A 25,476-nucleotide genomic window follows, 5' to 3' on the forward strand; every position below is an offset into this window, starting at 1 on the left:
TAATTGGATTCATTGTAAATCTCCTTTCAATAAAAAATAATACTTGTTCATTTTAATGGACAAGCAAATGTAAGGAACATTTTTGTAATGATAAAAAAATCGCGGTAAAACAACGTCTTACCACGATTTTATAATTATCTATTATTCTGTGTGATAGTTTCTTTATTTCACTTCCTCAAAATCCACATCGGTTACATTGTCGCCGGATTGGGTTCCACCATTCTGGGAAGAACCGGTGGTATTCGGACCTTCATTCGGATTTTGTGGCCCCTGTTGTTGGTTGGAGGCATTATACATATCCTGCGAAGCTGCCTGAAATGCGGTGTTCAGTTCTGCAATAGCTCCATCGATAGCCGCTACATCTTGCGCTTTATGCGCTTCTTTCAGTTTATTCAACGCTGCTTCGATAGGCGCCTTTTTATCGGCCGGTATCTTGTCTCCCAACTCGGAGAGTTGTTTTTCCGTTTGGAAGATGGTCGAGTCCGCCTGATTCAACTTGTCGATACGATCTTTTTCTCTCTTATCGGCTTCGGCATTCGCGGCTGCCTCTTCTTTCATCCGTTTGATTTCGTCGTCACTTAAACCGGAAGAGGCTTCGATACGGATCTTTTGTTCTTTGCCGGTCGCTTTGTCTTTAGCCGACACATTGAGGATACCATTGGCATCGATATCGAAAGTCACTTCGATCTGAGGAATGCCCCGAGGAGAAGGCGGAATGCCATCGAGATTGAACACTCCGATTTGTTTGTTATCGCGTGCCAGCGAACGTTCCCCTTGCAATACGTTAATTTGCACCGAAGGTTGGTTGTCGGCCGCTGTAGAGAAGACTTCGCTTTTCTTTGTAGGAATCGTCGTGTTGGCGTCGATCAGTTTGGTCATTACACCCCCTAATGTTTCGATACCCAAAGACAGAGGAGTTACATCCAACAACAAAACATCTTTCACTTCACCTGTCAGTACGGCTCCTTGTATCGCGGCTCCGACGGCAACAACTTCGTCCGGGTTTACCCCTTTGTGCGGGGCTTTACCGAAAAGTTTTTCCACTAATTGCTGTACGGCTGGTATACGGGTAGAACCACCCACTAAAATCACTTCGTCAATCTCAGAGTTGGTAAGTCCGGCATCTTTCATCGACGTTTGGCAGGGCAGTATACATTTCTGTAGCAAGTCATCGATTAACTGCTCGAATTTAGCGCGGGTCAATGTTTTCACCAAGTGTTTGGGTATTCCATTTACCGGCATAATATAGGGCAGATTGATTTCGGTAGACGTCGCGCTTGAAAGTTCTATTTTTGCTTTTTCAGCAGCCTCTTTTAGGCGTTGTAATGCCATTGGGTCTTTACGCAAGTCGAGCCCTTCCTCTTTCATAAATTCGTCGGCCAGCCAATCGATAATTCGATGGTCGAAGTCGTCCCCTCCGAGGTGAGTGTCACCGTTTGTAGACTTCACTTCAAAAACGCCGTCGCCTAATTCGAGGATAGAGATATCGAACGTCCCTCCTCCCAAGTCAAAAACGGCAATTTTCAGATCGCTTTTTTTCTTATCGAGACCATAAGCCAATGCGGCGGCTGTAGGTTCATTCACGATACGGCGTACGGTAAGTCCTGCAATTTCCCCGGCTTCTTTTGTAGCCTGGCGTTGTGCGTCGCTAAAGTATGCCGGTACGGTAATCACCGCCTCCGTGACTTGTTGTCCAAGATAATCTTCGGCCGTTTTTTTCATTTTTTGCAAAACGATGGCCGATATTTCTTGCGGAGAATATAAATGTCCGTTTATATCTACACGAGGTGTATTATTATCGCCGTGTACCACTTTATAGGGTACCCTGGCAATTTCTTTTTGCACCTGATCGAATGTTTCGCCCATAAATGTCTTGATGGAGTATACGGTGTTGCTCGGGTTTGTAATAGCCTGACGTTTGGCAGGATCACCCACTTTGCGTTCTCCATTGTCTACAAAGGCGACCACCGAAGGCGTCGTCCGTTTACCTTCATTATTAGGGATTACCACCGGTTCGTTACCTTCCATTACGGCAACGCAAGAGTTTGTGGTTCCTAAGTCAATTCCAATAATTTTTCCCATAGTTATATGTTGTTTTACTTTTTAATTTTTCTTTTTACTTACATTTTTCAGTATGCACACTATTTTGTTTTCAAATGTTGTGCCAAAAATCAGTTGGCAGAAAATATGACAATATGTCGTATTCTTTTTTTTTGATAATTTAGGAATAATCGTCAGGTAGATCTTGTATCTCCATGATAAAGCCCATCCTTTTATTTAAAAAGATGGGCTATTAAGTTTTATTCTCCGTTGAAGGATTGTGTCCTTTCTATCTAAGGTAATTTCCCAATCAATTCGATAAATTGTTTACGATATCCGTTCGGATCGAATGAGAAGGATGACCCGGCAAGATTTTTGACCATTTTTTGATCCAAAGTGCCTTTATACTCCGACTCGCGCATTAATAATCCGAATCCGGCAACCGAAACGGCAAATCGGGTATCTTCGGAAGCTGCGTTGATCGATAACGGTGTTTGGCGGATGGAGAGACTTAAGGGCCGGCTGCTGTCGCTGTCCGGAAGTTTGTACCGGAAATCAAATTTAGCGTATTCAGCCGAGGCATCGTTCTTTTTCAATATCACTTCATACAATGCCGTAATCGTTTGTGAAGAGCCTATTTCACCCGCATCCTTTTCATCGTCTTCAAAATCCTCATCTTTCATTTTACGGTTTTCATAACCGATGAGACGATACGACTCTACCCTGTCCGGATTAAAGGTGATTTGTATTTTGGCATCCTTGGCTACCGTGTGGAACTTGGATTTTTCGTGAACGAAGACCTTTTGAATCTGATCGGCATTATCGATATATTCATAATTGCCGTTTCCTTTGTTGGCTATTTGTTCCATCATGTAGTCGTTGAGGTTTCCGGTACCTACGCCCAATACCGTAAGGTAAATACCGCCTTTCCGCTTTTCTTCAATCAATTCGACCAAGGCGTCGGTGGAGGATATTCCGACATTGAAATCCCCGTCGGAGCCCAATATAATACGGTTGTTTCCTCCGTCTATGAAGTTTTCCCGTGCAATTTCATAAGCCGTTGTAATACCTGCGGCTCCGGCGGTCGATCCGCCGGCTCCCAACCGATCGATCGCCGCTTTTATATGATCTGCTTCCGACGCAGGTGTAGAAGGAAGTAACACACCTACTTCACCGGCATATACTACAATGGCGACTCTGTCTTCCGGTTCGAGTTCATCGACAAGTTGTTTGAATCCGGTTTTCAGGACGCCGAGTTTTTCGGGCGGGGTCATGGAGCCGGATACATCGATCAGGAATACATAGTTGGAGTTGGGTAACTCCTCTTCAGGAATGGTTTTTCCTTTAATTCCCAAACGCATAATATGGTGCTCTTCATTCCACGGACAGGTAACCAGCTCGGAACTCAACGATATGTTTTCGCCGGCTTCCGGCTCGGGATAGTTGTAGGTGAAATAATTGACATATTCTTCCGTACGTACCGATTCTTTAGGCGGTTTCTGCCCGAGATTCACATATCGGCGCATGTTGGCGTATGAAGCTCCATCGGCATCAATTGAAAAAGTGGATAGGGGATAGTCCTTTACTTTCAGAAACGGATTTTCTTCATACTCTTTGTACTTTTCGTTATAGGCAATCTCTCCGAATCCGTTTTCATACGAATAAGAGGGAGAGTCATCATCTACTTTCGTGCACGATAGAAAGAATATCATGCAAACGGCTAATACTTTTGTAATTGTTTTCATCAGATAGCATATTTTAAATTGTTCTTATTGTTAGTTGGGAATGTATCCGCTTCGTGCAATTATGCTTTTACCCGCTTTTGTTTGAAGTAAATCATAGAGTTTGTAGGCATAGGAAGATTTATCCAAATCCGAACGGATGACGGCATATACATCCGCCATATACGGGTAAGTTTGCTTTGAAAGGCTACTCTTATCGGGATAAATTCCATTTACCGACAAGGTTTTTACACGCTCGGCATCCCTTACAATTTGTTCCTTATAATAATATACCGTGTAGCAAATGGCATTTTCTTCTGAACGAACCTGAGAGAAAGCCAGCATCATGCTTGAGAGTTCGCGTTCTTCACTCCATTCCGGCATGTGTAATCCTTTCATCACAATGGATTCCATGAGTTCCTGACTGCCTGAGTTTTGATTGCGCACATACGGTTTAATCGGCAAGTCATTGCCGCCAACCTGTTTCCAATTGGTTATTTTTCCCATATAAATATCCTGAATCTGCTTATGGGTAAGTGTTTGAACAGGATTTTTCTCATTAATAATAAAGATAAAAGCATCGTGCGCTATCGGAGTTTCGGTTAATGTAACCCCAGCCTTGATGGCATACTCTTTCTCGTCGTCCGATATTCGCCTATGGGTAAGAATAAAATCAGCCTTTTTATCGATTAAATTGATGAAAGACTGGTGCGTTTGCGAAGTCTTTATCCGTTCTTCAAAAAAACTACGGGGAACATCGTCGTAGTTCGGTTTTATTTCCCAGGTGAAATAGGCATATAACAAATGTTGCCACTCATAACGGCAATTCAACAGTTCGCAGGCAATAATCGTTTGCAGAGGCGCCGTCGAAGTGGAGCCATCGACACGGGGATAATTTTCCGTCGTAATTCCTTCAATAGTGACTGAGGGTTTATTGGTTTCTTTTTCGCAGGAAAAAACAAATAAAGGCACAAGCAAGAGAAATAACTTTAGAATCGTTTTCATAACCCTTTTTTTATAGATAGAAATTAGTAAGTTGTTGAACGCCTACATTTATAGAGATGTTTTTTTTGAAAAAACGCTGCATCATTTCTTCTCTTTAACAAGTACTGAAAATAAAACGGGGCAACCGGATAAACCGGCAGCCCCGCAAAAATTAAAATTATGAATGGAAAAAATTACTTTTCAGGCATGAGTTTATAATAACCCATATCTTCAATGCGTGATTTTGTGACCGAATTATAGTTTTTAATCACCTCAACTTGTCCGTAATGAATATATACTTCGGCGGAACGGCGAAATAACTCGGGATTCCGGTTGGCATCCTGCAACAGCAAATGCCCCATAATGATATGTCCTGCACATTCCACCAAACGGCGTGCGTGGAAATCGAGATAATCTTCATCTTTGGGAGTTGTAACCAATTCCACCAACTTCTCATACATTTGCGCCATCTTCGAAAGGGCCCTTTTTAATGGCTCCAGTTCGGGTACAACCACTTCCTTTTCGTATTCCCTGATTTGTTGCAAATACGTTCCGGTGGTGACGTGGCGGATGGCTGCAACAACCTGCAATTGGGTCGTTCCTTCGTAGATATTCGTGATACGCGCGTCGCGATAGAGCCGTTCGCACTTGTAATCTTTCATATATCCCGATCCGCCGTGCACCTGGATGGCGTCGTACGCATTCTGATTGGCATACTCGCTCGTCATTCCTTTTCCGAGCGGTGTGAAGGCGTCGGCCAAGCGCGAATAATGCTTCATTTCGGTGCGCTCTTCAGGAGTGAGTTTGCGTTCCTTCGAGATGTCCTCGAGCGTTTTGTACATATCCACAAAGCGAGCGGTTTCGTAGAGCATGGTTCGGGAAGCATCGGTCTTGGCGCGTATGTTCGCAATCATTTCATATACAGCCGGAAACTCGATGATCGGTTTGCCGAACTGCCGGCGTTCGATGGCGTAGTTGTATGCTTCTCGGTAAGCAGCGTCGGAGAGCCCGACGGATTGCGCCATGATACCCAAACGAGCGCCGTTCATGAGCGACATCACATAGCGAATCAGTCCCATGCGGCGGGTGCCGATCAGCTCGGCTTTGGCATTCTTAAATACCAATTCGCAAGTGGGAGCGCCCTTGATACCCATTTTATTTTCGATGCGGCGTACGGTAACGCCTCCCTGTTTTTTATCATAAACGAACATCGATAATCCGCGCGCATCTTTAGTGCCTTCTTCCGAACGCGCCAACACGAGATGGATATCGGCATCGCCATTTGTGATGAAGCGTTTTACCCCGTTGAGATACCATTGCCCTTCTGTTTCATTGTAAGAAGCCTTGAGCATGACGGCCTGCAAGTCCGATCCTGCATCGGGCTCGGTGAGATCCATCGACATGGTTTCGCCTTTCACGATGCGAGGCAGATATTTATCTTTCTGCTGTTCTTCGGCAAATTCATAGATGGTTTCGCCGCAATCCTGCAACATCCAGATGTTTTGGAAGCTGGCGTCGGCGCGGCTCACCATGTCGGCCGACATCATATAAGGAACCATCGAAAAATTGAGTCCTCCGTATTTGCGATGCAGTCCCATACCCATCAGTTCAGCCTTGTTCAAGGCTTCGAGATTGCGACGAGTAGGTTCGGCGTATGTTACGCGGCCATCGTGGATGGTAGGGCCGCTTTGGTCGACCGCTTCGGCATTGGGTTCGATGATTTCGGCACAGATTTCGCCGACCACCTCGAGTACTTTATCGTAACTGTCCATGGTGTCTTCAAAGTCTATGGGCGCATACTCATAGTTGTCTTTGTCTGTATAATTTCTTTCCTTCAGTTCGACAATACGCTTCATCAGCGGGTGCTGAAGATGATGCCTGAACTGCGGGGTGTCAATATAATAATTCATACTTTTTTACTTGCTATTCTTTTTATAATACTTAATCATTTTAGGAATCACCGTTTCCACTTCGCCGGTAATGACATAATCGGCCATCGTATTGATGGGCGCATTGGCATCGTTATTAATGGAAATAATGATGGAGCTGTCCTGCATTCCGGCAACATGCTGTATTTGCCCGGAGATACCGCAGGCGATGTACAGTTTGGGACGCACGGTGACCCCCGTTTGCCCGATTTGGCGCTCGTGCTCGGCAAATCCCGCATCGACAGCGGCGCGCGAAGCTCCCACTTCGCCACCCAGCACATCGGCCAAGTCGTAAAGCAAGTCGAAGTTCTCTTTCGATCCCACTCCATAGCCTCCGGCAATGATGATGGGCGCATTTTTAATATTGACTTTCGATTTTTCGATATGCCGTTCAATGACGGCCACCGCAAAATCGTCGGCATTCACATAGTCATTTACGTCATGCTCCACAATTTCGCCTTTGTAAAGCGGGTCGAGCACTTCTTTTTTCATCACACCCTCGCGCACGGTCGCCATTTGAGGACGATGGTCGGGGTTGATGATCCATGCCACGATGTTGCCTCCGAAAGCGGGGCGGATTTGATAAAGCAGATTCTTATAGGTCTTTCCCGCCTTTCTATCTTCATGATCGCCTATCTCCAGCGAAGTACAGTCGGCGGTGAGGCCGCTACCCAGCGAGGAGGATACTCGGGGCCCGAGGTCGCGTCCGATGATCGTCGCGCCCATCAGGCATATCTGAGGCTTGATTTGCTTAAAGAGATTAACCAATATGGACGTGTGTGGGAGGGTGGTGTAGGGCGACAGGCGCGCATCGTTGAAAATATGCAGCGCGTCGACACCGTAAGGGAAAACCTGTTTGCCTACTTCGCCCAGATGGTTTCCGATAGCGACGGCTTCGAGTTTACAACCGAGCTGATCGGCCAGCGAGCGTCCTTTGGTCAGCAGTTCGAGACTCACGTCGGCTACGGCGCCCTCATCCGTTTCTATATATACGATAATATTGTTCATAATTCTGTTATCCGATTGTGTGATTAGCGATTAGTTCTATCATGAGCTGTTCGATTTCATCATCGGAACCGCTCAGGTGCTTGCTTTCTTTGGTTTGGAAGACGACATTTTCGATTTTCTTCACCTTTGTAGGCGAGCCCGACAGGCCGCAAAGATCGATGTCTGCATCCACGTCGGCGACCCCCCATTCTGTGAGATTCAGATAAGGACGGGTGCTGTAAATGTCGATGTAATCGATGTTTTCGGCTTGGCGCTCCGTGACCGTTTTGGCATGTTTGAACTTTAGCAGCAGTTTCGCATTTCGTGGGCGGCAGGTACGCGCCGAACCGTTTACCGTAACAAGCAGAGGTAACGGACTTTCTACCGTTTCCACCCCATTTTCGAGACGTCGTTTCACCCGCGCCTTACCGTTATTGATTTCTTCTATTTCCTCGGCATAGGTAACTTGAGGGATGTTCAACTTTTCCGCGACTTGCGGCCCTACTTGTGCCGTATCGCCATCAATAGCCTGGCGGCCGCAGATAATCAGATCGTATTTACCTATTTTCCGTACAGCCGTCGATAAAGCGTATGAAGTGGCCAGCGTATCGGCACCAGCAAAAGCTCGGTCGGTGAGCAATACACCGTCGTCCGCTCCCCTGAAGAGACCTTCGCGCAGAATGTCAGCCGCGCGACCGGGCCCCATGGTGAGCATGGTGATCGTGGAACCGGGATACCGGTCTTTTATGCCTAATGCCTGTTCGAGCGCATTGAGGTCTTCAGGATTAAAAATAGCGGGCAAGGCCCCTCTATTGACAGTTCCGTCGGCTTTCATCGCATCCTTCCCGATATTTCGCGTATCAGGCACTTGCTTCGCCAACACAATAATGTTAAAAGCCATGTTTTCTTATATGTTTTTATACGTATTTTTTGAGTGCAGCAAATATACGCAAAATTTTTAACGGCTGTATTATTTTTGCTGGAGATTTATGGGTATAGGGAGGTCTTTAGGTTGATAAGTGATTGATAGAATCGAGGGCGCCGCTTGGAACACCCACCTCAATAAAGATTAAAACAGACGTCCTTATACTCTAAGAACGTCTGTTTACAAAATGCCACCTGCTATTATATAGCACTCTTAATTTCCACTATCTTCATATCCCGGATTCTGAATTAAATTAGGATTAGCAGCTAATTGAGTATGGGGAATTGGATAAATCTCACGGTTTTTATCATTTGTGGGTTTATGATCCCACCAACTAGCCGTTGTGAATTTTCCAAAACGGATCAAATCTTCCCGTCGCTTTCCTTCAAAAATAAATTCCCGTCCACGCTCGGCAAGTAATTCATCCATTGTCAAAGTAGAAGTTGTATATTTCGCCTTTTCCCAATCAGCCTCTTTAAAGGCGCGCTTTCTGCAAGCATTGATCAAATCGACCGCTTCTTGTGTTGCCACTCCTCCGTTCTTGCGCATAAGAGCTTCCGCCTTGTTAAAGTAAATTTCGGTCAGGCGATAAAGCATATAATGGTTTTCCCAATAATTATCATCCTCTATTGTACCACTTTTATATTTATTGAAACGAGCTCCGCTATTTTCCTCTCCTTGATCCATACCTCCTTCGCTTGTCAAATCTCCTTCACTTTCCCTACGAATCGAATTGACATACACAAAAGGTTTTCCATTATATTCTTCGGTTCCCAAAATAGGTTTTCCATCCAAAATATTATATTGTGGACCAAATAAAAACCATTGTTGTTTACGCAGATCATTTTCCTGGTAGGCGTCAAAAGCGGAGGGTATAACTACAAAAGCATTCCAACCCGAATAACCTACGCCCAATGCATAACTCATATTCGAATATCCCATAAGGAATCCGTCCCACCCGAACGTAAATCCTCCTAATCTGCTGAATGCAAACTGGAACAATGCTTCTTTCGCATCTTTATTCGTATTGGAGAATGTGTCCAGTAAATCGGATGCCAACTCCGGTTTTCCCCCGAGACCTCCTGCTTGACCGCTAATAATTTTATCACACGCAGCAATACATTCATCATACATGGGCGTACCGATAAAGTATTCGGCATTCAGATATAATTCCGCCAGCATGGCATACCCTGCCGTCTGTGAAACACGGCCCACCAATTCTTTTGAGTAAGGAAGGAGCTTCGGGACATGAGTTTCTAATTCTGTTTTAATAAAATTGAAAATTTCAGCTTTCGACTGTGTCGGAGGATTAAGAGGTTCTCCTACTGTTGTAATAATAGGAGCATTTCCCCACAATTCCATGATTTTCATATAATGGAAGGCCCTCAAAACATACAATTCACCCAAAATAGCCGCCATTTCCGTATCGGAAATATCGATAGATTTATTGTCAATTCCCTCTAAATCCATAATGGCCGCGTTTACATATCCTAACCCCGTCCATATTAAAGTCCAGGCATTGCGCATACGTCCTTCATTGGCTGTCCATGTGTGATAATGCTGGCGAAAATGGTCGCCACTGTCGTAACCATGTTTTCCCTTTTGAGGCCATGCCAACTGGTCGGCCGATAATTCTGCGTGATAATAATAACCGTTTTGTCCGGTAGGAGCCATCCATGCCTGCATATGCGTAAAAGGCCTAAGCGCAGCTTGCAATACTTCCGTTTTATTATTATAAAAATTCGACTTATTCAATTCCGTATAGATGGTTTCATCCAGATTTGTACAACTGTTTACTCCGAGGAAAAGCATTATTATAATTATAAAAACAGAGCTTTTATATATTCTATTTTTCATATCATCTATTTTTTTCTAAATTCTACATTAAAATCCAACATTTAATCCTATTGACCACGATTGTGTAAGAGGATAATAATCTCTTTTTTCCACACCTGCTTCAAAACCGGTATCCTGCACTTCCGGATCGGTTCCTTTATATCCCGTGATGGTAAATAAGTTCCTTCCGGTAAGATATACCCTTAAATTCCGGATATAAGGAGTGTTGAGCTTAAAATTATACCCCAACGTAAGATTATCCAATTTGACAAAATTGCCGTTTTCGAGATAATAATCGGAATATTGAGGATCGTCATCCAATTCATTATGTTTCGTAACAGCACTCTTCAGCAAGTTATTAGGAAGCCATTTTTTATTGCCGAAGTACAGTTCTTTCAGATTGAGAATATCAAAACCGAATTTACCCCGGAACATAAACGTCAGGTCGAAATTCTTATATACAAAGGTATTGGTAAGAGAAGCTTGGAATTTTGGAACGCCATTTCCGATAATAGTCAGGTCATCATCACTCAAATCCGTTGCCGACCCTGTAGAGCCGTCTTTTTTATAAAATAACCATTTGCCTTCTTCGGTAAATCCGGCAAAACGTTTACCGTAGAAATTTCCTACCGAACCGCCTTCCTCCAACCTGAAGGCGTCGCCTAAATTACCGGGCGAAGGAAGTCCATAAAAGGAGAGCCAGTTGGCTTTAAATACATCACTTGAGAGTTTCGTCAGCTTATTACTTTGTGTATTTGCCGCAAAATCGATATTCCAATTAAAATCTTTTTGTTGGACAGCTATTGCCGAAATTTGAAATTCTATCCCTGAATTTTTTAATGTTCCTACATTGGTATATATTTGGTCTCGTACATAAGGAGGTTGTTGAGCATTATATCTATACAACAAGTCTTTTGTATTCCGGTTATAGATATCGATAGACCCTGTAATTCTTCTCTTTAAAATAGAGAAATCCAGCCCGAAATTCAACTCGGCTTTCTGTTCCCACCGCAGATTTGGATTCGGATTGCGGGCCGCTCCATATGTTTGGTAATAAACCCCATCCTGAGGATATACCCCGCCTGTTCCTAAAGTTACCAAAGACTGATAATTATCAATTCCCTGATTTCCCGTTATGCCATATCCGATGCGCAATTTCAAATCGTCGATAGCAGATATTCCTTTCATAAATTCTTCTTCACTGATGGTCCACCCTGCTGATACAGCCGGAAAATTACCCCATTTATGATTGGCCCCGAAACGTGAAGAACCTTCGTGACGTAAAATTCCCTGTAAATGATATTTATCGGCATACGAGTAATTGATTCTACCAAAGAAAGCTACCAGCGTATTATCCTGTTTTTCGCTACCCATTCCGGGACGTGGCAATTTTGTATTGTTGATGGCGCTTCCCGCACCCAAATTCCAGTCCTCGAAAGCATCCGTAGTAAAACCGTTATTGTTGACATTAAACTTTTCAAACGTATAATATTGGTAACTATACCCCGCCATTGCCGTGATGGTATGCGTATGATTAAATGTTTTCCGGTAATCAGTTGTCATTTCGAATGTTTTTCTCCAATCCAGATAATTTTCCTTAGAGGCATATCCCATTCCCTGATAATCTGTTCCGACACGGTTCTCCCAATCTTTTGAAGAACGGTAATAACGGTTATTATAGGTGTTCCGATCATAAGAACCAAAAGCTGCGACCGACCAATTCTCCAATAATTGTAGCTGTAAACGAAGATCGGCGGATGTTGTCTGCTGATTTCTTTTGGAAAGGCGGTTTGCTAAACGAGATATAGGATTATAGTTATTGAAAGCCTCCGTTTCGAAAAAGGTGCCATCTTCGTTATAAAGAGGCGCCGTAGGATTTCGTTGGATAGCCTGTTCAAAATCTCCTGTTCCACCACCCAGTAAATTAGCATCATTAAAATTGGTTGCAATATTCAACGACATGGTTAACCGATCTTGCAATCCTCTTTGATTGACATTAATACGTCCTCCAAATTGCTCACGGGAATTTTCTTTCGCAATTCCATCCAGTTTACTGTAAAAAAAAGAAGCCCTGTAATTCGTATTTGCCGTTCCCCCCGAAGCAGAGAAATTATGATAATGACTAAGATTATCTTTATTGATTAATTCATCGAACAAGTCTGTGGAAGCTCCAAAATCCTGATCGGCATTAATTATTCCCTGATTAATTAAATCTCTAAAATCAGAAGCCGATAAAATATCCGGTTTATTATTGATTTTCTCATGTTGCAAATAAGTAGAATAATTAAATTCAGGAGCACCTGCTTTTCCTTTTTTTGTCGTGATTAAAATAACTCCGGCATTTCCCCGGGTTCCATAGATTGCCGCCGCAGAACCATCTTTCAGAATATTGAATGATTCAATATCATCCTGCTGTAACAAATCCAAATTTCCGCCAGGTATTCCGTCTATAACGATTAAAGGAGTTCTGGTTCCTGTAAGGGAAGTAACTCCCCGTAACTGTATGTCCATTCCTGAATTAGGATTGCTTCCTTGAGTCCGGGTCATATTTAAGCCTGCGACCTTGCCTTGTATCAGATCCAACGCATTACGCGATCCTCCAGGATTAAACTTGTCTGCCCGAATAGTTTCTACAGCAGAAGTTACTTCTTTCCGTTTCATGGTACCGTAACCGACAACCACGAGTTCTTCCAATAATTCGGTATCTTCTTGTAAGATCACATTCATATTGCTCCTTCCGTCTACCGGTATCGTTTGAGTTACCATGCCTACATACGATACATTCAATATGGCATTCGATGGCACATTCGCTAAGACAAAATTACCATCGTTATCGGTAATCGTGCCGGCAGTAGTACCTTGCACCTGGACGGAGACTCCGATTAATGGTTCCCCATTGGTATCAGTAACCGTTCCTGTTACGGTAAGGTTTTGTGCCGATACACCTAACGATATAGCCCATAATAAAAAGGAGAAAAACACTTTCGATAAATTTGAAATTTTTCTTTTCATTCTTTCATTTGTTTAGATCAATTAATTTTTGTGTGACCATGCAAAAATAAGAAGTCAAAAAGGTGTATTTCACTATAAATGGTTGTATAACTTCAAATACTTAAGGGTAAAATACATCGGATGCCTTTTTTTTGTATTTTTGTGGATTAAGGATATGTGAGGAAGTACCCGGCAATATCCTAATAAATTATTTTGCATCAACATATAGCATAAAAACAATTATGGGAGTTACTTATGAGGTTAACAGAGCACATTTAGGATACAATGTAAAGCGCTTGCGTGAAATCCTGGGAGTAAAACAAGAGGATTTGGCAGAAAGGATGCAACTATCGCAACAGTCGATATCGAAACTGGAGAATAAAGAAGAATTAGATAACGATACATTGGAAAAAGTAGCCGATGCGTTGAACATTCCTTCGGAAACTATAAAAAAGTTTACAGATGAAGGAGCTATTCACATTATATCCAATACCTTTTCGGACAATGCTTCGATCAATAATTATCCAATCAATAATCCGATTGAGCGAATTGTGCAGTTGTACGATGATAAGGTGAAACTGTATGAAGAGAAAGTCGCGCTTTACGAACGGATGTTGAAATCGGAGCAGGAAAAAACGGCTTTGCTGGAAGAACTCGTCAGGAACAAACCCGATGCCGGAACAAAAAAGATTGTATAAATAGAAGTTGCTATAATAACATTGTATCCATACGGCAGCCTTAAATATTGTACGAAACTATTGAATGTATCGGGAATATTTTATACATTTGCGCTATCTCTCTTGTAATAAAAAAGAAATAAAGCCATTTTTAGATGTCATTATTTAACAACATAACGTTCAATGAAGAAAAGACGCTGAATGCAGTGCTTTATATCGTGGGCAAGTTAAGGCGAAAGGATTTTCATAAAATATTTAAAATCCTCTATTTTTCCGATAGGGAACATTTAAATGAATATGGGAGATCCATTACGGGAGATACGTATATTGCCATGACTGACGGCCCTGTTCCTTCCAACCTTTACGATATATTCAAATCCGTGAGAGGGGACGGTTATTTTAAATCATATGGAAAAGGGTTTGAAGATTATTTTTCAGTCATGGACTGGGATTTTATTAAGGCAAATAAAGCGCCGGACTTACGCAAGCTCTCCAAAACAGATTTAAAACATATCGATCAATTGCTTGCAATGTATGGCGAATTATCATGGGATGAAATAAAAGAGAAATCTCACGATTATGCTTGGCGCAATACGGCCGCGAACAGAGAAATTAAATTTGAAGATATTATTCGGGAAAGTGGCGGAGATGATGATTTTATTCATTATGTAAAAGAACAAAATGATCTTGTCGCATTATGTAAATAATGAAAATTAAGAATGATTTAGACAAAAAAGTAAGAGAAGAACTTTTCAGGTTAACTTTATCAAGGGGCGCAGTATTTTTAAACAAGTTTGCTGAAATCGACCATCCTAAATTCTTTGTCGTTGCAGGATTAAGTCAAGATAAAATATATACTTGTTCTTTTTAAATTAATTCAAACATTCATCCGGCGCTAACGAAAAAACAAGAGCTTCTAAATTTACAAGTTCCAATTAAAGGAGATAAGTATAGTTTTCTAACTCATACTTCTTTTGTTTGCTGTTCAACTGTATTGCCTGTCAAAACGACCAATATTCACTCTTGGATTATCAATAATACTTGTTCGTACAAAGGCCAATTAGACAAAGATGATTTAGCAAATGTAACGTCGGCTATTATTAACTCCGGTTTATTAACCGACGAAGAAATAGAGCTTTATTTTAATGAAGAATAAACAATTATGTAAACAACTTATAAAGTCAGCGGGAAACATATCGGTTATAACGTAAAGCGCTTGCGTGAAATTCTGGGAGTGAAACAGGAGGATTTGGCGGAAAGGCTGCAACTGTCGCAACAGTCGGTATCCAACCTGGAGAATAAAGACGACTTGGATGATGACACGTTGGAAAAAGTGGCGAATGCGTTGAACATCCCGGCGGAAGCAATTAAAAACTTTACCGATGAAAACGCGATTCATGTTATTTCAAATAATTTTGCTGATAGTTCAATTGCATCTGTTATCAATAATTATCCAATCAATAATCCGATTGAACGGATTGTACAATTATATGAAGAAAAGGTGGCCCTCTATGAACGGATGCTGAAATCGGAGCAGGAAAAGAATGCTTTGTTAGAAGAACTTATTAGGAATAAATCAAATATCGGGACTAGAGAGGAGTAGGCAAACTGATAGACACGATTTATCAAAGGCTTGTTAACTACGTTTTTTATAAATAGATGTAAAAAAGCGTATCTTTACATCACTATTGGCTCTTTATTCTTAAAAAATGAATTTCCCGACAGCTATATGAAAAAGAAAAATGGATATGCATTTGCAGGTTTCCAATGAAGAACGTAGCTTGCTACAAAATGCTTACAGACCGATGATAAAAACTGTAGCGACCGGCAAACACGCAGGCGTTTCAAGTTGAACGGCCCTCTTTTCAGGCTCGATGCCCGAAATTTGGAATGTTCAGCCTGAAATTTTACGCCGGCAGGCCAAAACTTCGGGCATAGGGTTTGAAATTTTACGTATAAAGTTTGAAGTTTTGAACAAATCGCCTTAAGTTTTACGTCCGGAGTTTGAAATTTCGGGCTCGAAGGCTGAAGTTCATACCTCCAACCCTGAAATTAGGATGTCCGGACGTAAAATTTGCACCTTTTTGCCTAAAGTTTCAACCTTTATACGTAAAATTATACGTTCCGGGACGTAAAATTTCAGGGCCCCAACGTATAATTTGGGGTAATGAACCGGAATATCCCCGTTTTTATATTCAGAAACTGTTTAAATTTCTTTCGCGATTCAAAAAAAATTATTTTTTAGCAGTGTTCTTTCTCGTTTTGGCGATAATAGCGGGCTATTTTGAGCCAAATAAGAGGAAGAAGAATACAAAAAAGAAACTTTTTGAAGGCGAAGAATAGTTTAATGAGAGCCTTTCGTAAGAAATTTAAACAGTTTCTCACTATAGCCCGGCAGGCTCCGGCGGATAAGGCATAAAAAAACCCGCGGGGAACACGCTCCGTATTCCGGGCGGGATTACGCCTGTACAGCGGATCATCATGCAGCTTATGATTTTTTTTCGATCGTTTTACCACTTCGGGCAAAGAACTGGCTTACTTCGTTATTTTTTTCTTCGAATCCGGGTGTGCCCGTGCCTGCCTTGTAAGAACAGTAGCCGTGGTCTACCAGCGCTGACTGAAGGTTGTCGTAGTCATGAAGCGTTTTGGCGTTGATCGTTCCTCGTTCCAAACTTTGAAGGCGGTTGATGATGTTTTCCAGAAAAGCGCGGCTCTTGTAATCTTTTTCAAATTCCACCCAATCTACATCGGGCGAATCCAATTCCGGTTGGTTTTTGTGGTAATCATACGTCTTGTTTACTACCAGTTTATTACTCTCGTTAATACTTCCGTACTTTAACCGGTCCTTCGGTTCGAGATTCACTACTACCGGCGCAAGGGCGGCTTCCAATGCCTTTAAGGCGGTGTCGACTTCAGTTTGTTGCGCTTCGTCGAGATGTTTGTTGTTTAAGTTTGTTATCGTACCCATAATTATAACTGTTTAAATTTGGTATTTACTGAAAGGCGGCTCTTCTTTCCTTTTTTGGGCCGTCGATAAAAAACCTATCATGATAAATGATCACCTATAAAACAATCTGGATCGAGAAAAGTTATGGTATATCCCTCGTTTTTTAATTATTTAACTCGACCGGAAAACTCAACGGCCCTGTATGGGGCGATTCATGGGCGGCTCTCCCCGGATATTTAACATTATATCCCTAAAATAGACGATGATAGGTGTAGAAAATCATTACTTTTAGGTATTTCACGGGTAACATGAATTCGATATTTTTGTATCTGCATAAACAAAAATATTACCTAATTAAAGTGTTTTAGAAAAATGAGAAAATTTTATCAATTCCTATTAGTTACTATTATTCTCGGGTCGGGCGCATTCTTGTTCTCTTGCGATGGCGATGATGACACGCCCGATTGGAAAAATATCGATATAACCAATGCAGCGCTCAAAAGCATCTTGCAACAGAAAGGATATACGTTTAACGAAGCGGGGCAACTGGTGCAGGACGACAAAGTGGCGGCCACGACCTCGCTCGACCTCTCGGGCACAAAACTGGCCGACTTCTCGGGGCTGGAAGCGTTGCCCAACCTGAAAGAACTGATCCTGGCCGATAACGGGTACGGTCCGGTGTTCGATTTCTCCGCATTGCCGGCGCAGATTACCGCCGTCGACCTGACCGGAAATAAACTGTTCGATTTCGAAGGACTGGTCGATGTAAAGGTGGAAAACGACGAACGACAGACCACTGTGTTGCGCGCCTTCACCAAGCTTTACCTGCCCGAAGCGGCTAAATATAATGTGGAAGACCTGATGCCTTACTACGAGAAGGCCGGCGCGTCTACCGATATGCAAATGCAAGACGCCAAAGGCAAATTGCAGCCCTATACCACGCTGCGCGAAATTCCCGACCAATATTTCCGCACTTATCTGAAAACCCTGTTCGCAAGCCTTTTTCCGGGCGACGGCACACAGATAGACATCAGCAAGCCCATGGCATTGGCCGAGTCGGGAAATAATATAAATTTATGGTACGACAACCAGTTTGCTGATATCGGCAAAATCAAGTCCATTGAAGGCGTTGAATATTTTATCAACAATCCGTATTATAAATCTTTTTACGTTTCTATCGGGTATACGTCTGAAACCCCGATCACCGTGTCTTACCTTGTTCCCCGGGCGAATATAAAGGGTATATTATTCTCCACGGTATCTACCCCCGACGGCGTTGATTTGTCCGGCGCGACAAGCCTGGCTTCCTTAACAATGGGCTATAACGACTATCTGACCGAACTAGACTTGTCCAACACCCTTGTTTTCAATCAAAAATTGAGCGATATCGAAAGTTCTATTGGCAATACCCTTTCGCTTACCCATTGCCAAAACCTGAGAACCATCCGGTTCCCCAAACAGGCTGAAGGGATTGTCTGGGGATTATTGTTAGGCGATCTGCCGGCATTGGAAGAACTGGACCTGGGATTCGTATATGCCGCACAGAATCTATATTTAATGCAATTACCCAAATGCAATATAACCTATCCCTATTTGAAATATTATTTTAACGGAGCAAAAAAAATATTGCAGGATTTTAGCGTTGATAATCAGGTATTCTTTGCCGTATCCCAAGATGTATTCGATATGGAATCCACCAAAGCATTCATTACAAAATACAGGTTCCCGAATCCGGACTATAATCCGGATGACTATAGCGACAAGTATCTATTTTATCTACGAGACGCTTATCGGTCATACCGCAAAACGTTCGCCGCAATTGAGTGGAGTACTTTAATGCAGGGATAAAACCAATAAAGGGCTTAGGCTTTTCTATTTATTAATCATCTATTAATTTTTTTATTATGTTCAAAAAATTTGCTTTGTCGGCAATGGTTTTACTGGGAGTAGTAGCCATGCCAAATGCGTTTGCAAAAAATGCAAGTTCCGGTGTAAATGAAGTAGATGCTGTGCAAGTTACGACAACGTATGAAGGTACAATGTCCGTAGTAATGGGCACATCCTCGAGTTCCATCCAACATACTACCGAGGCCACGCCCCGGGGCAGCAACGTAGACTTGTTCATCGAGAATTTTAGTGTGGGCAGAATGCCGGCTTACATTGAAGTGGATGCCAAAAATGTTATAGCCGACGGCATTGCAAGGACTTATTCAAATGTGGTAAGGTTTACATTTAAAGGTTCTAGCACCTCAATTTATTTCAGCGCGGAAATCACCGTAACGGCTTACGATGCTAACACATTGGTGTATACGATTAATGTATTGGAGGCCGAATATCAGGGTGCTCCTTTCATTGCCACTGTGAATTTCAATGGAACGGCTTTGTAGGTTGCAAGGCGAAGCCGGCTAAATGAGTAAAGCGATTTATTCATGATCGCTTTCATTAAGAGAGGGCATGCATAAAGACATGGCCTCTCTTTTCAACCCCTATCGGAAACATAGTGCAAAAACTCAACAATCAATCAATAAAAAAATGAATCATATAAAATCACTCATATATATAGCGTATTGCCTTGCTGCAATCGGCCTGTTTTTCACCTCCTGTTCTTCCGACGAGAAAATTACGAAGGAACCGCCGGCGAAGGACTTGGTGCTAAAAGCAAGGGAATTTTTACAGGAGGATATCGTGCTCAGCACGCATGCCACGATGAATGGGGTGAACAAAACGCTCCTTCCTGCCGGCTGTCCCACCAAGTTCAATTTTACCTGGCCGGATAACAATACGATGAAAGTATCCCTCAAAAATTTCAGCGTCGGTAAGATGCCTTTGACGGTCAGTTTCAGGTGCGACGTTGAATTCATCCAACTGAATACATACGAGAAAGATACTTATAAAGGGAGCGGATGGATAAAATTTCAGGGAAACGACGGTGAGACGTTCAGCGAAGAGAATGCAGGCAACGGTACTTCTAATACAGTAAAGGGCAGCGGCATAACAGGTTACTTTAATGTGGACACCAAGCAGATCAACTTCATTGTGGATTATAACATGATGAGCGTCCGTTCGGAATGCTTCCTGCAAACGATCGACAAGACGCGCATCGACCGCTTCGAACAGGAGTTCGAACAATACGAAAAAGACCTTGCCAAATATAAGGAAGAGCATGGCTTGTCGTAAACGGGAAGATATAATATTCCGAGGAGAACGGAGAAAAAGGATGCGAAAACTGTTTTTAATGACGTGCCTGTTCCTTACGGCATTTACAGCCTTGGCGCAGGAAAGAGTTTCTTTGCGGTTTCTCGAAAAAGGGACCGAACTGCCGGTGGCAGGGGCGAAAGTCGCTTATTCCCCCCGGCAGGATATGCGGGGGGCGATATATGCCGTTACCGACAAAAACGGCAACGTATCGCTGTCCCTGCCGCCGCGCGGGGAAGGTTACTACCGCATCACGATGTTGGGATATATTCCCCTGTCCGGTAAAATATCCGCCGGAGAGCCTTCTCCGGTGGTTTATCTGGAAGAGGACGTATTGGGCTTGAATGAAGTCGTGGTAACGGGTTCCCGCACCGAGCGCCCGCTTAAACGGTCTCCCGTAACCACGCAGGTGCTTAGCGGGCAGGCGATGGTCGATGCCGGATACGCCAACCTGCAACAGGCTTTGCAGCAGGAAACGCCGGGATTGAACATCCAAAAGGTCGGTTTCGGAAACGAAATTTCCATGCAGGGGCTGGATGCCCGTCATGTACTTTTCCTGATGGACGGTGAGCGTATGACCGGCGACATGGCGGGTAACCTCGATTACGAGCGTTTCAACCTCCATGCTATCGACCGCATCGAAATTGTGAAAGGCGCCAGCAGTACGTTGTACGGTTCTCGGGCCACAGGAGCCGTCATCAACCTGATCACCAAAAAGAGTGCACGGCCCCTCAGCATCGACGCCGGTGGGCGCTACGGGCAGATGAATGAACGCAACTACAAGAACCCTTCGAAGAAAGATTTCCTGTATATGTTCGAGAAAAACGCCGACCGTCCCAACTTCCAAGCTTGGACATCCGGTGGTTTCAAGGCGGGCGCCTTTACTTCGCAGACCGATGTATGGTATAGTTCGAGCGATGCCTTCTATCTCTATCAGGCCGAAAACGACCGGAAGGTCTATACGAAGGAAGCCAATCCTTTCCTGCCTCACGATATCGTATTGGAAAGCGTATTGCCCCGTTCGCCCATGGGCATCGAAGGCACGGAACATGTTTCCGCTTCGCAGAAACTCTGGTACGAGCCGCACGAAAACCTTACCGTGTTGCTCTACGGCAGTGCTTTCTTTATGAATACGTACGACTTGATACAGGACTTGAACTTTTCACAGTCGCGCGACTTTACCGGAGGGGCGAAGGTTACGTACCGCCTGAAAAACCGGTTTACCGTGACGGGTAGTTTGCACAGCGACTTTTACGACCGTTTTAAACGCCACGAACGCATCGATGAGCGGCTGAAAGTCTATAAGTCGCGTATCGTGCAGCCTCGCCTATCCGTCACCAGCGATTACTTCCGCGGGCATAGCCTGATTTTCGGCATCGAGCATATTACCGATGACTTGACGAGCGACCGGTTTGTAAACCGTGTGATGACCAACCGCTCGCTGAGGGAAACTGAATACTTCCTGCAAGACGAATGGACGGTAAATCGGCGTTGGATGCTTTCTGCGGGTATCCGCACCAATTTCTCGCGTGTCTTCGGTTTTATGGGGATGCCCAAGTTGGCCGTCAAGTACTCGCCCGACGAACGATGGAGCTTCCGCGCCAACGCCTCCATGGGCTATCGCTCTCCTTCCATCAAAGAGTTGTTTTTCAACTGGGATCACTTGGGGATGTTCCAAATCAAAGGCAATGAATACTTGCGTCCCGAAAAGAACAACTATGTTTCTTTCGGAACCGAATACAGCAACAAGCGCCTGTTCCTTTCCGGAACGCTATACAGCAACTTCTTCCGGAATAAAATAGAGGGCGTATGGAGGATTTATGACATGCAATATAATTTTGAGTATGCCAATCTCGAAAGCCAGCAGTTGTTAGGAAGCGAGGTATTGGCGCGCTGGCGCATGACTGATAACTTTACGCTCAACGGCACCTATTCGTTTGTGGATGTAAGTAAAAACAAGGGCATTCAGGTAAATACTTCTTCGCCGCATGCCGCCACCGGCAGCCTGGAGTACCGCTACCGCAAACCGGATTATCAATTGTCCGCCGTTTTCAACGCCTCTTTCATGGGCGGCAAGGAGTTCGACGTGCAAGACCGTGTGTTTGTGGAGGAAGAAGGGCGCAGCTACGATGCTTATTTTCGGTGCGACTTGCCTGCATACACGCTTTGCAACGTGTCCGTGTCGCAAACATTCCGCAACAGGATACGGTTGACCATAGGCGTCGATAATATATTCAACTATAAACCCCGCACGTTGGGATCGGGGATTACCATGTTCAATATACCGGCTACACCGGGTACGCGGGCGCATATACAATTGGAATTCAAACTCGATGACGTAAAGAACGTGTTTAATAGGAAAAGATGAAAGCGATAATAAAATCCATTTTATTGTTAATGTTAGGCGGTTTGTCCGTATCTTCGTGCGTGAAGTACGATGCCGAACCGTTTGAAGGAAAAACATTGCCTCGTGTGACCGGTTATTCGACCGGCGTGACCAATGATTGGCTTTATTTTAATCTTCGAACGGGAGAGCGTTTTAATGCTCTGGCTCCAAACCGCGACATCCCCGAAGGGGAACAGCGAGACCGTACCGACTGGGATTTGGCTTTCTGCGGATACCGCTTGCGGACGAATAGCGGAACGAGCGGCGACGGCTTGGGAGGTGCCATCGATTTGGGGTATGGAAATTACGATCGGTGGACAAGCGCCGGCCAGCTTCCTGTGGATGCCCCATGGGTTGAAGATACCGATACGGATGTGTATGTCACCATGTCGCAGAACGATTGGAATAAATATTTGATCGAGCATCAGTTGGATTTTAATGAGAATCCGTGGTTCGATCCGAACAGAGGGCCGGCAAAGATGCTGACCTCTGCTAATCCCGTATTAGCCCAATCGATGAGTTTTTCAGGGCCTCCTCCTGTGTATACTCCTTCTTTTCATACCTATGCGGTGCGCACGGCTGATGGAAAGAGATTTTTCAAAATACAAATCATCAGTTGGTATGATGCGAACACCGAAATAGGGGATACCGGCGGAAGAATCAGTTATTATTGCGACGAACTGGAATAAGGGCCATTCGTTATTGAAGGTCAAGCGAATTGTTGAATCATTAAATCATTAAATTGAATTTATAATGGACATTTCAAAGAATAATGTGTGGAAGACGTTAGCTTCCTTTTTTATGGTTTTGTTTGCCATGCCGTTGGGGCATGCGCTCATGATTATGATGGAAAATTGGATGACCCCTACGGCCATGCATTATGCGGCATTTACTATGGGAGCGGTAGGACTCGTGATGGTTATCATCGGCGTGTTTGCCCAAGGCGATACGCGCCAAACGCTATGGGGACTTTTTGGCGGATTGTTGTTCTGGACGGGATGGATCGAGTTTATATTGATGTATTATGCCCGCCGTTACGGGGTGCAGCCCGAAATGGTCAACGGCGAAGTTGTTACCAAGCCGGAGTATTTGTTGTTCCCGGCGACATTCGGCTTTTGGGCGATGTTTATGCTATTATATTTGTTTAGTGCAAAAACGGGCTGCAATTTCTTCAACTGGTGCCAGAAAGTGTTCTTCGGAAATAAAAAGAATGCGATCGTGGTACGTCCCATGACACGCCATACCTCGATCGTTACGTTTATGGAACTGAACATGATTCTGTGGACCAGTTATCTGTTGCTTATGTTTTGTTATGACAGTCATTTTCTGGGCGATCATCATCCGGTGACGTTTTTGGTGGGGCTCGGCTGTTTCATCGGCGCGATCTTTATGTTTATCCGACAGTTGAAAATCAGTTCCTGGGGAGCCAATATTCGTTTTTCCATCGCCACCGTCATTGTTTTCTGGGTTCCTGTGGAGATATTGGGACGGGTGAATTTCTTCAAAGAAATATGGACCGAGCCGGCAGAGCATCAAACCGAAATGATCATTCTTCTTGTGGCTTTTATCCTCTTGGCCGCCGGCATAGGATATGCCTCATACAAAAAGAAAACCGATCGTAAGAAATCCGGGCCTGATAATGCTCCGACCGTCTAATCGCCCCGGGCGGTTTGACGGATAATCATTTTAATAAATCATTCGCAAACAGATAATTCTACTCGTTTCTTTAATTCCAGATTCATTTCTTGAAAACCGGCTAACGTGTTTCTCTCAATCATCGTTTTCATAAAAGGTACAAGTATCCCGGAAAAGATTTCTCCTTGAATGAAACGCGTTGTGTCGCCTTCTTTCACCAATTTGAAATAATGTTCCCCATCGAATAATCCTTTTATGAATAACCGCCCTATCCACCGGATCTCCTTGCCTTCATCGACCGTAATAATTGTTGGCCTGAATTTCATCGGTTTGGCGTTAGGAGGTTTTATCTCAACTTCCATTTTTGCCGATTTTGCCAAGCTTCCGCTTATCGACAAAATGAAGGGATTCCACTCTTTATATTTCTCAAAATTAATGAGATGTTCCCACACTATCTTAGGTGTAGCGTGAATAATTACTTCAGATTTTATTTCTTTTCTTATCATAACGGACAGCTATTTTTGTATTACGCAACAAAGATCGTTCATTTTGATAAGAGAGTTCTTGACATTTATCAAGAATTCTTCTTCCTTATCCGGCTGAACGTTTCAGCGGTCATTCCCAGCATGGATGCCAAGTATTTCAAAGGCACTTGATTGAACAGGCGCTTGTTGTTGTGAAAAAAACGGAGATAACGTTCTTCCGAATTGAGTGAAAGAAATTGAAAAATTCGATTCTCCATGGTTGTAAAGCAATTCACGAGAAAGATTTTTTCCAATTCAGGCCAATTGGGGATCACCGTACCGATCGTATCGTAGTCGCTTTTGGATATAAAGTATAAGGTCGCGTCGGTGATTGCTTCAATATTCCATCTTGCCGGCTGATTCAGCATGAAACTATTTAAATCCGTACCGAACTGGCCTTCTGTCGCAATCCATTGAGTAATATCTTTGCCGTCGTTTAGTGCCGATACTCGAAGAATGCCGCTTTCTATAAAAAACATTTTTTTACAATATTGTCCTGTTCTTAAAATAAGCTCCCCTCTTTTAAGAACTACTCTTTCAAAGTGTGCCGCAACAGAAGATAGCTTATCCTCTTGAATAGTAAAATAGATGCTGAGATATTTTTCTATTTGATTCATATCGATGGATTTTTACACAAAAATAGCCATTACTTTAATAAAAGAAAGCAGTACCTTTGTCTTCCGGAAACTGGCGGCATCCT

The 25,476-nt window shown here is 43.5% G+C and carries 21 protein-coding genes; 10 read left to right on the plus strand and 11 right to left on the minus strand.

The window, feature by feature from the left end:
* Window positions 1-162: 162 nt before the first annotated feature.
* The 8 genes from dnaK to ABNK31_RS01515 form a co-directional block, all read right to left on the minus strand.
* On the minus strand, window positions 163-2,082 hold the full coding sequence (dnaK, locus tag ABNK31_RS01480; RefSeq protein ID WP_418893986.1) for a molecular chaperone DnaK: 1,920 nt from the start codon (window positions 2,080-2,082) through the stop codon (window positions 163-165).
* 251 nt (window positions 2,083-2,333) lie between these two features.
* The gene (locus ABNK31_RS01485) at window positions 2,334-3,785 is read right to left on the minus strand and encodes a vWA domain-containing protein (RefSeq protein ID WP_418893987.1); all 1,452 of its coding nucleotides are present in this window, start codon (window positions 3,783-3,785) and stop codon (window positions 2,334-2,336) included.
* 30 nt (window positions 3,786-3,815) lie between these two features.
* The gene (locus ABNK31_RS01490; protein ID WP_418893988.1) at window positions 3,816-4,766 is read right to left on the minus strand and encodes a PstS family phosphate ABC transporter substrate-binding protein; all 951 of its coding nucleotides are present in this window, start codon (window positions 4,764-4,766) and stop codon (window positions 3,816-3,818) included.
* 173 nt (window positions 4,767-4,939) lie between these two features.
* On the minus strand, window positions 4,940-6,655 hold the full coding sequence (locus tag ABNK31_RS01495; protein WP_418893989.1) for an acyl-CoA dehydrogenase family protein: 1,716 nt from the start codon (window positions 6,653-6,655) through the stop codon (window positions 4,940-4,942).
* A 6-nt stretch (window positions 6,656-6,661) separates the two neighbouring features.
* On the minus strand, window positions 6,662-7,681 hold the full coding sequence (locus ABNK31_RS01500) for an electron transfer flavoprotein subunit alpha/FixB family protein (protein ID WP_418893990.1): 1,020 nt from the start codon (window positions 7,679-7,681) through the stop codon (window positions 6,662-6,664).
* A 7-nt stretch (window positions 7,682-7,688) separates the two neighbouring features.
* Window positions 7,689-8,561: an electron transfer flavoprotein subunit beta/FixA family protein gene (locus ABNK31_RS01505; protein ID WP_418893991.1), complete on the minus strand. Its 873-nt coding sequence runs from the start codon at window positions 8,559-8,561 to the stop codon at window positions 7,689-7,691.
* Window positions 8,562-8,798: 237 nt separating this feature from the next.
* Window positions 8,799-10,442, minus strand: a complete 1,644-nt coding sequence (locus ABNK31_RS01510; protein WP_418893992.1) for a RagB/SusD family nutrient uptake outer membrane protein — start codon at window positions 10,440-10,442, stop codon at window positions 8,799-8,801.
* A gap of 27 nt (window positions 10,443-10,469) precedes the next feature.
* On the minus strand, window positions 10,470-13,433 hold the full coding sequence (locus ABNK31_RS01515; protein ID WP_418893993.1) for a SusC/RagA family TonB-linked outer membrane protein: 2,964 nt from the start codon (window positions 13,431-13,433) through the stop codon (window positions 10,470-10,472).
* A 221-nt stretch (window positions 13,434-13,654) separates the two neighbouring features.
* On the opposite strand from ABNK31_RS01515, the gene ABNK31_RS01520 reads away from it, so the two are divergent.
* The 4 genes from ABNK31_RS01520 (at window position 13,655) to ABNK31_RS01535 (ending at window position 15,692) form a co-directional block, all read left to right on the plus strand.
* Complete coding sequence (locus tag ABNK31_RS01520; protein ID WP_418893994.1) at window positions 13,655-14,110, plus strand: helix-turn-helix domain-containing protein; 456 nt, start codon at window positions 13,655-13,657, stop codon at window positions 14,108-14,110.
* 134 nt (window positions 14,111-14,244) lie between these two features.
* Window positions 14,245-14,796, plus strand: a complete 552-nt coding sequence (locus tag ABNK31_RS01525) for a Panacea domain-containing protein (RefSeq protein WP_418893995.1) — start codon at window positions 14,245-14,247, stop codon at window positions 14,794-14,796.
* A complete protein-coding gene (locus ABNK31_RS01530; RefSeq protein ID WP_418893996.1) occupies window positions 14,796-14,960 on the plus strand; it encodes a hypothetical protein in 165 nt (54 codons plus the stop codon). The genes ABNK31_RS01525 and ABNK31_RS01530 overlap by 1 nt, the downstream gene beginning before the upstream one ends.
* Before the next feature lie 324 nt (window positions 14,961-15,284).
* A complete protein-coding gene (locus tag ABNK31_RS01535; RefSeq protein ID WP_418895345.1) occupies window positions 15,285-15,692 on the plus strand; it encodes a helix-turn-helix domain-containing protein in 408 nt (135 codons plus the stop codon).
* An 885-nt stretch (window positions 15,693-16,577) separates the two neighbouring features.
* Here ABNK31_RS01535 and ABNK31_RS01540 read toward each other — a convergent pair.
* Entirely contained in the window at window positions 16,578-17,057 is a 480-nt protein-coding gene (locus ABNK31_RS01540; protein ID WP_321579352.1) for a hypothetical protein, read from the minus strand.
* Window positions 17,058-17,408: 351 nt separating this feature from the next.
* Here ABNK31_RS01540 and ABNK31_RS01545 point away from each other — a divergent pair, with 351 nt between their 5' ends.
* The 6 genes from ABNK31_RS01545 to ABNK31_RS01570 all read left to right on the plus strand — a co-directional run bounded on the left by ABNK31_RS01545 (window position 17,409) and on the right by ABNK31_RS01570 (window position 24,273).
* Complete coding sequence (locus tag ABNK31_RS01545) at window positions 17,409-18,884, plus strand: leucine-rich repeat domain-containing protein (RefSeq protein WP_418893997.1); 1,476 nt, start codon at window positions 17,409-17,411, stop codon at window positions 18,882-18,884.
* 56 nt (window positions 18,885-18,940) lie between these two features.
* Entirely contained in the window at window positions 18,941-19,423 is a 483-nt protein-coding gene (locus ABNK31_RS01550; protein ID WP_418893998.1) for a calycin-like domain-containing protein, read from the plus strand.
* Window positions 19,424-19,568: 145 nt separating this feature from the next.
* Window positions 19,569-20,213: a DUF4903 family protein gene (locus ABNK31_RS01555; protein ID WP_418893999.1), complete on the plus strand. Its 645-nt coding sequence runs from the start codon at window positions 19,569-19,571 to the stop codon at window positions 20,211-20,213.
* 40 nt (window positions 20,214-20,253) lie between these two features.
* Entirely contained in the window at window positions 20,254-22,599 is a 2,346-nt protein-coding gene (locus tag ABNK31_RS01560; RefSeq protein WP_418894000.1) for a TonB-dependent receptor, read from the plus strand.
* The gene (locus ABNK31_RS01565; RefSeq protein ID WP_418894001.1) at window positions 22,596-23,306 is read left to right on the plus strand and encodes an HmuY family protein; all 711 of its coding nucleotides are present in this window, start codon (window positions 22,596-22,598) and stop codon (window positions 23,304-23,306) included. The genes ABNK31_RS01560 and ABNK31_RS01565 overlap by 4 nt, the downstream gene beginning before the upstream one ends.
* A gap of 64 nt (window positions 23,307-23,370) precedes the next feature.
* The gene (locus ABNK31_RS01570; RefSeq protein ID WP_418894002.1) at window positions 23,371-24,273 is read left to right on the plus strand and encodes a hypothetical protein; all 903 of its coding nucleotides are present in this window, start codon (window positions 23,371-23,373) and stop codon (window positions 24,271-24,273) included.
* 38 nt (window positions 24,274-24,311) lie between these two features.
* Here the strand turns inward: ABNK31_RS01570 and ABNK31_RS01575 are convergent, their stop codons facing one another.
* Together ABNK31_RS01575 and ABNK31_RS01580 are read right to left on the minus strand one after the other, a co-directional pair.
* The gene (locus ABNK31_RS01575; protein ID WP_418894003.1) at window positions 24,312-24,758 is read right to left on the minus strand and encodes an SRPBCC family protein; all 447 of its coding nucleotides are present in this window, start codon (window positions 24,756-24,758) and stop codon (window positions 24,312-24,314) included.
* A gap of 68 nt (window positions 24,759-24,826) precedes the next feature.
* Window positions 24,827-25,393: a Crp/Fnr family transcriptional regulator gene (locus ABNK31_RS01580; protein WP_418894004.1), complete on the minus strand. Its 567-nt coding sequence runs from the start codon at window positions 25,391-25,393 to the stop codon at window positions 24,827-24,829.
* Between the last annotated feature and the right edge of the window lie 83 nt (window positions 25,394-25,476).

Source organism: Limibacterium fermenti (assembly GCF_041902845.1).
GTDB classification, from domain to species: domain Bacteria; phylum Bacteroidota; class Bacteroidia; order Bacteroidales; family Dysgonomonadaceae; genus Limibacterium; species Limibacterium fermenti.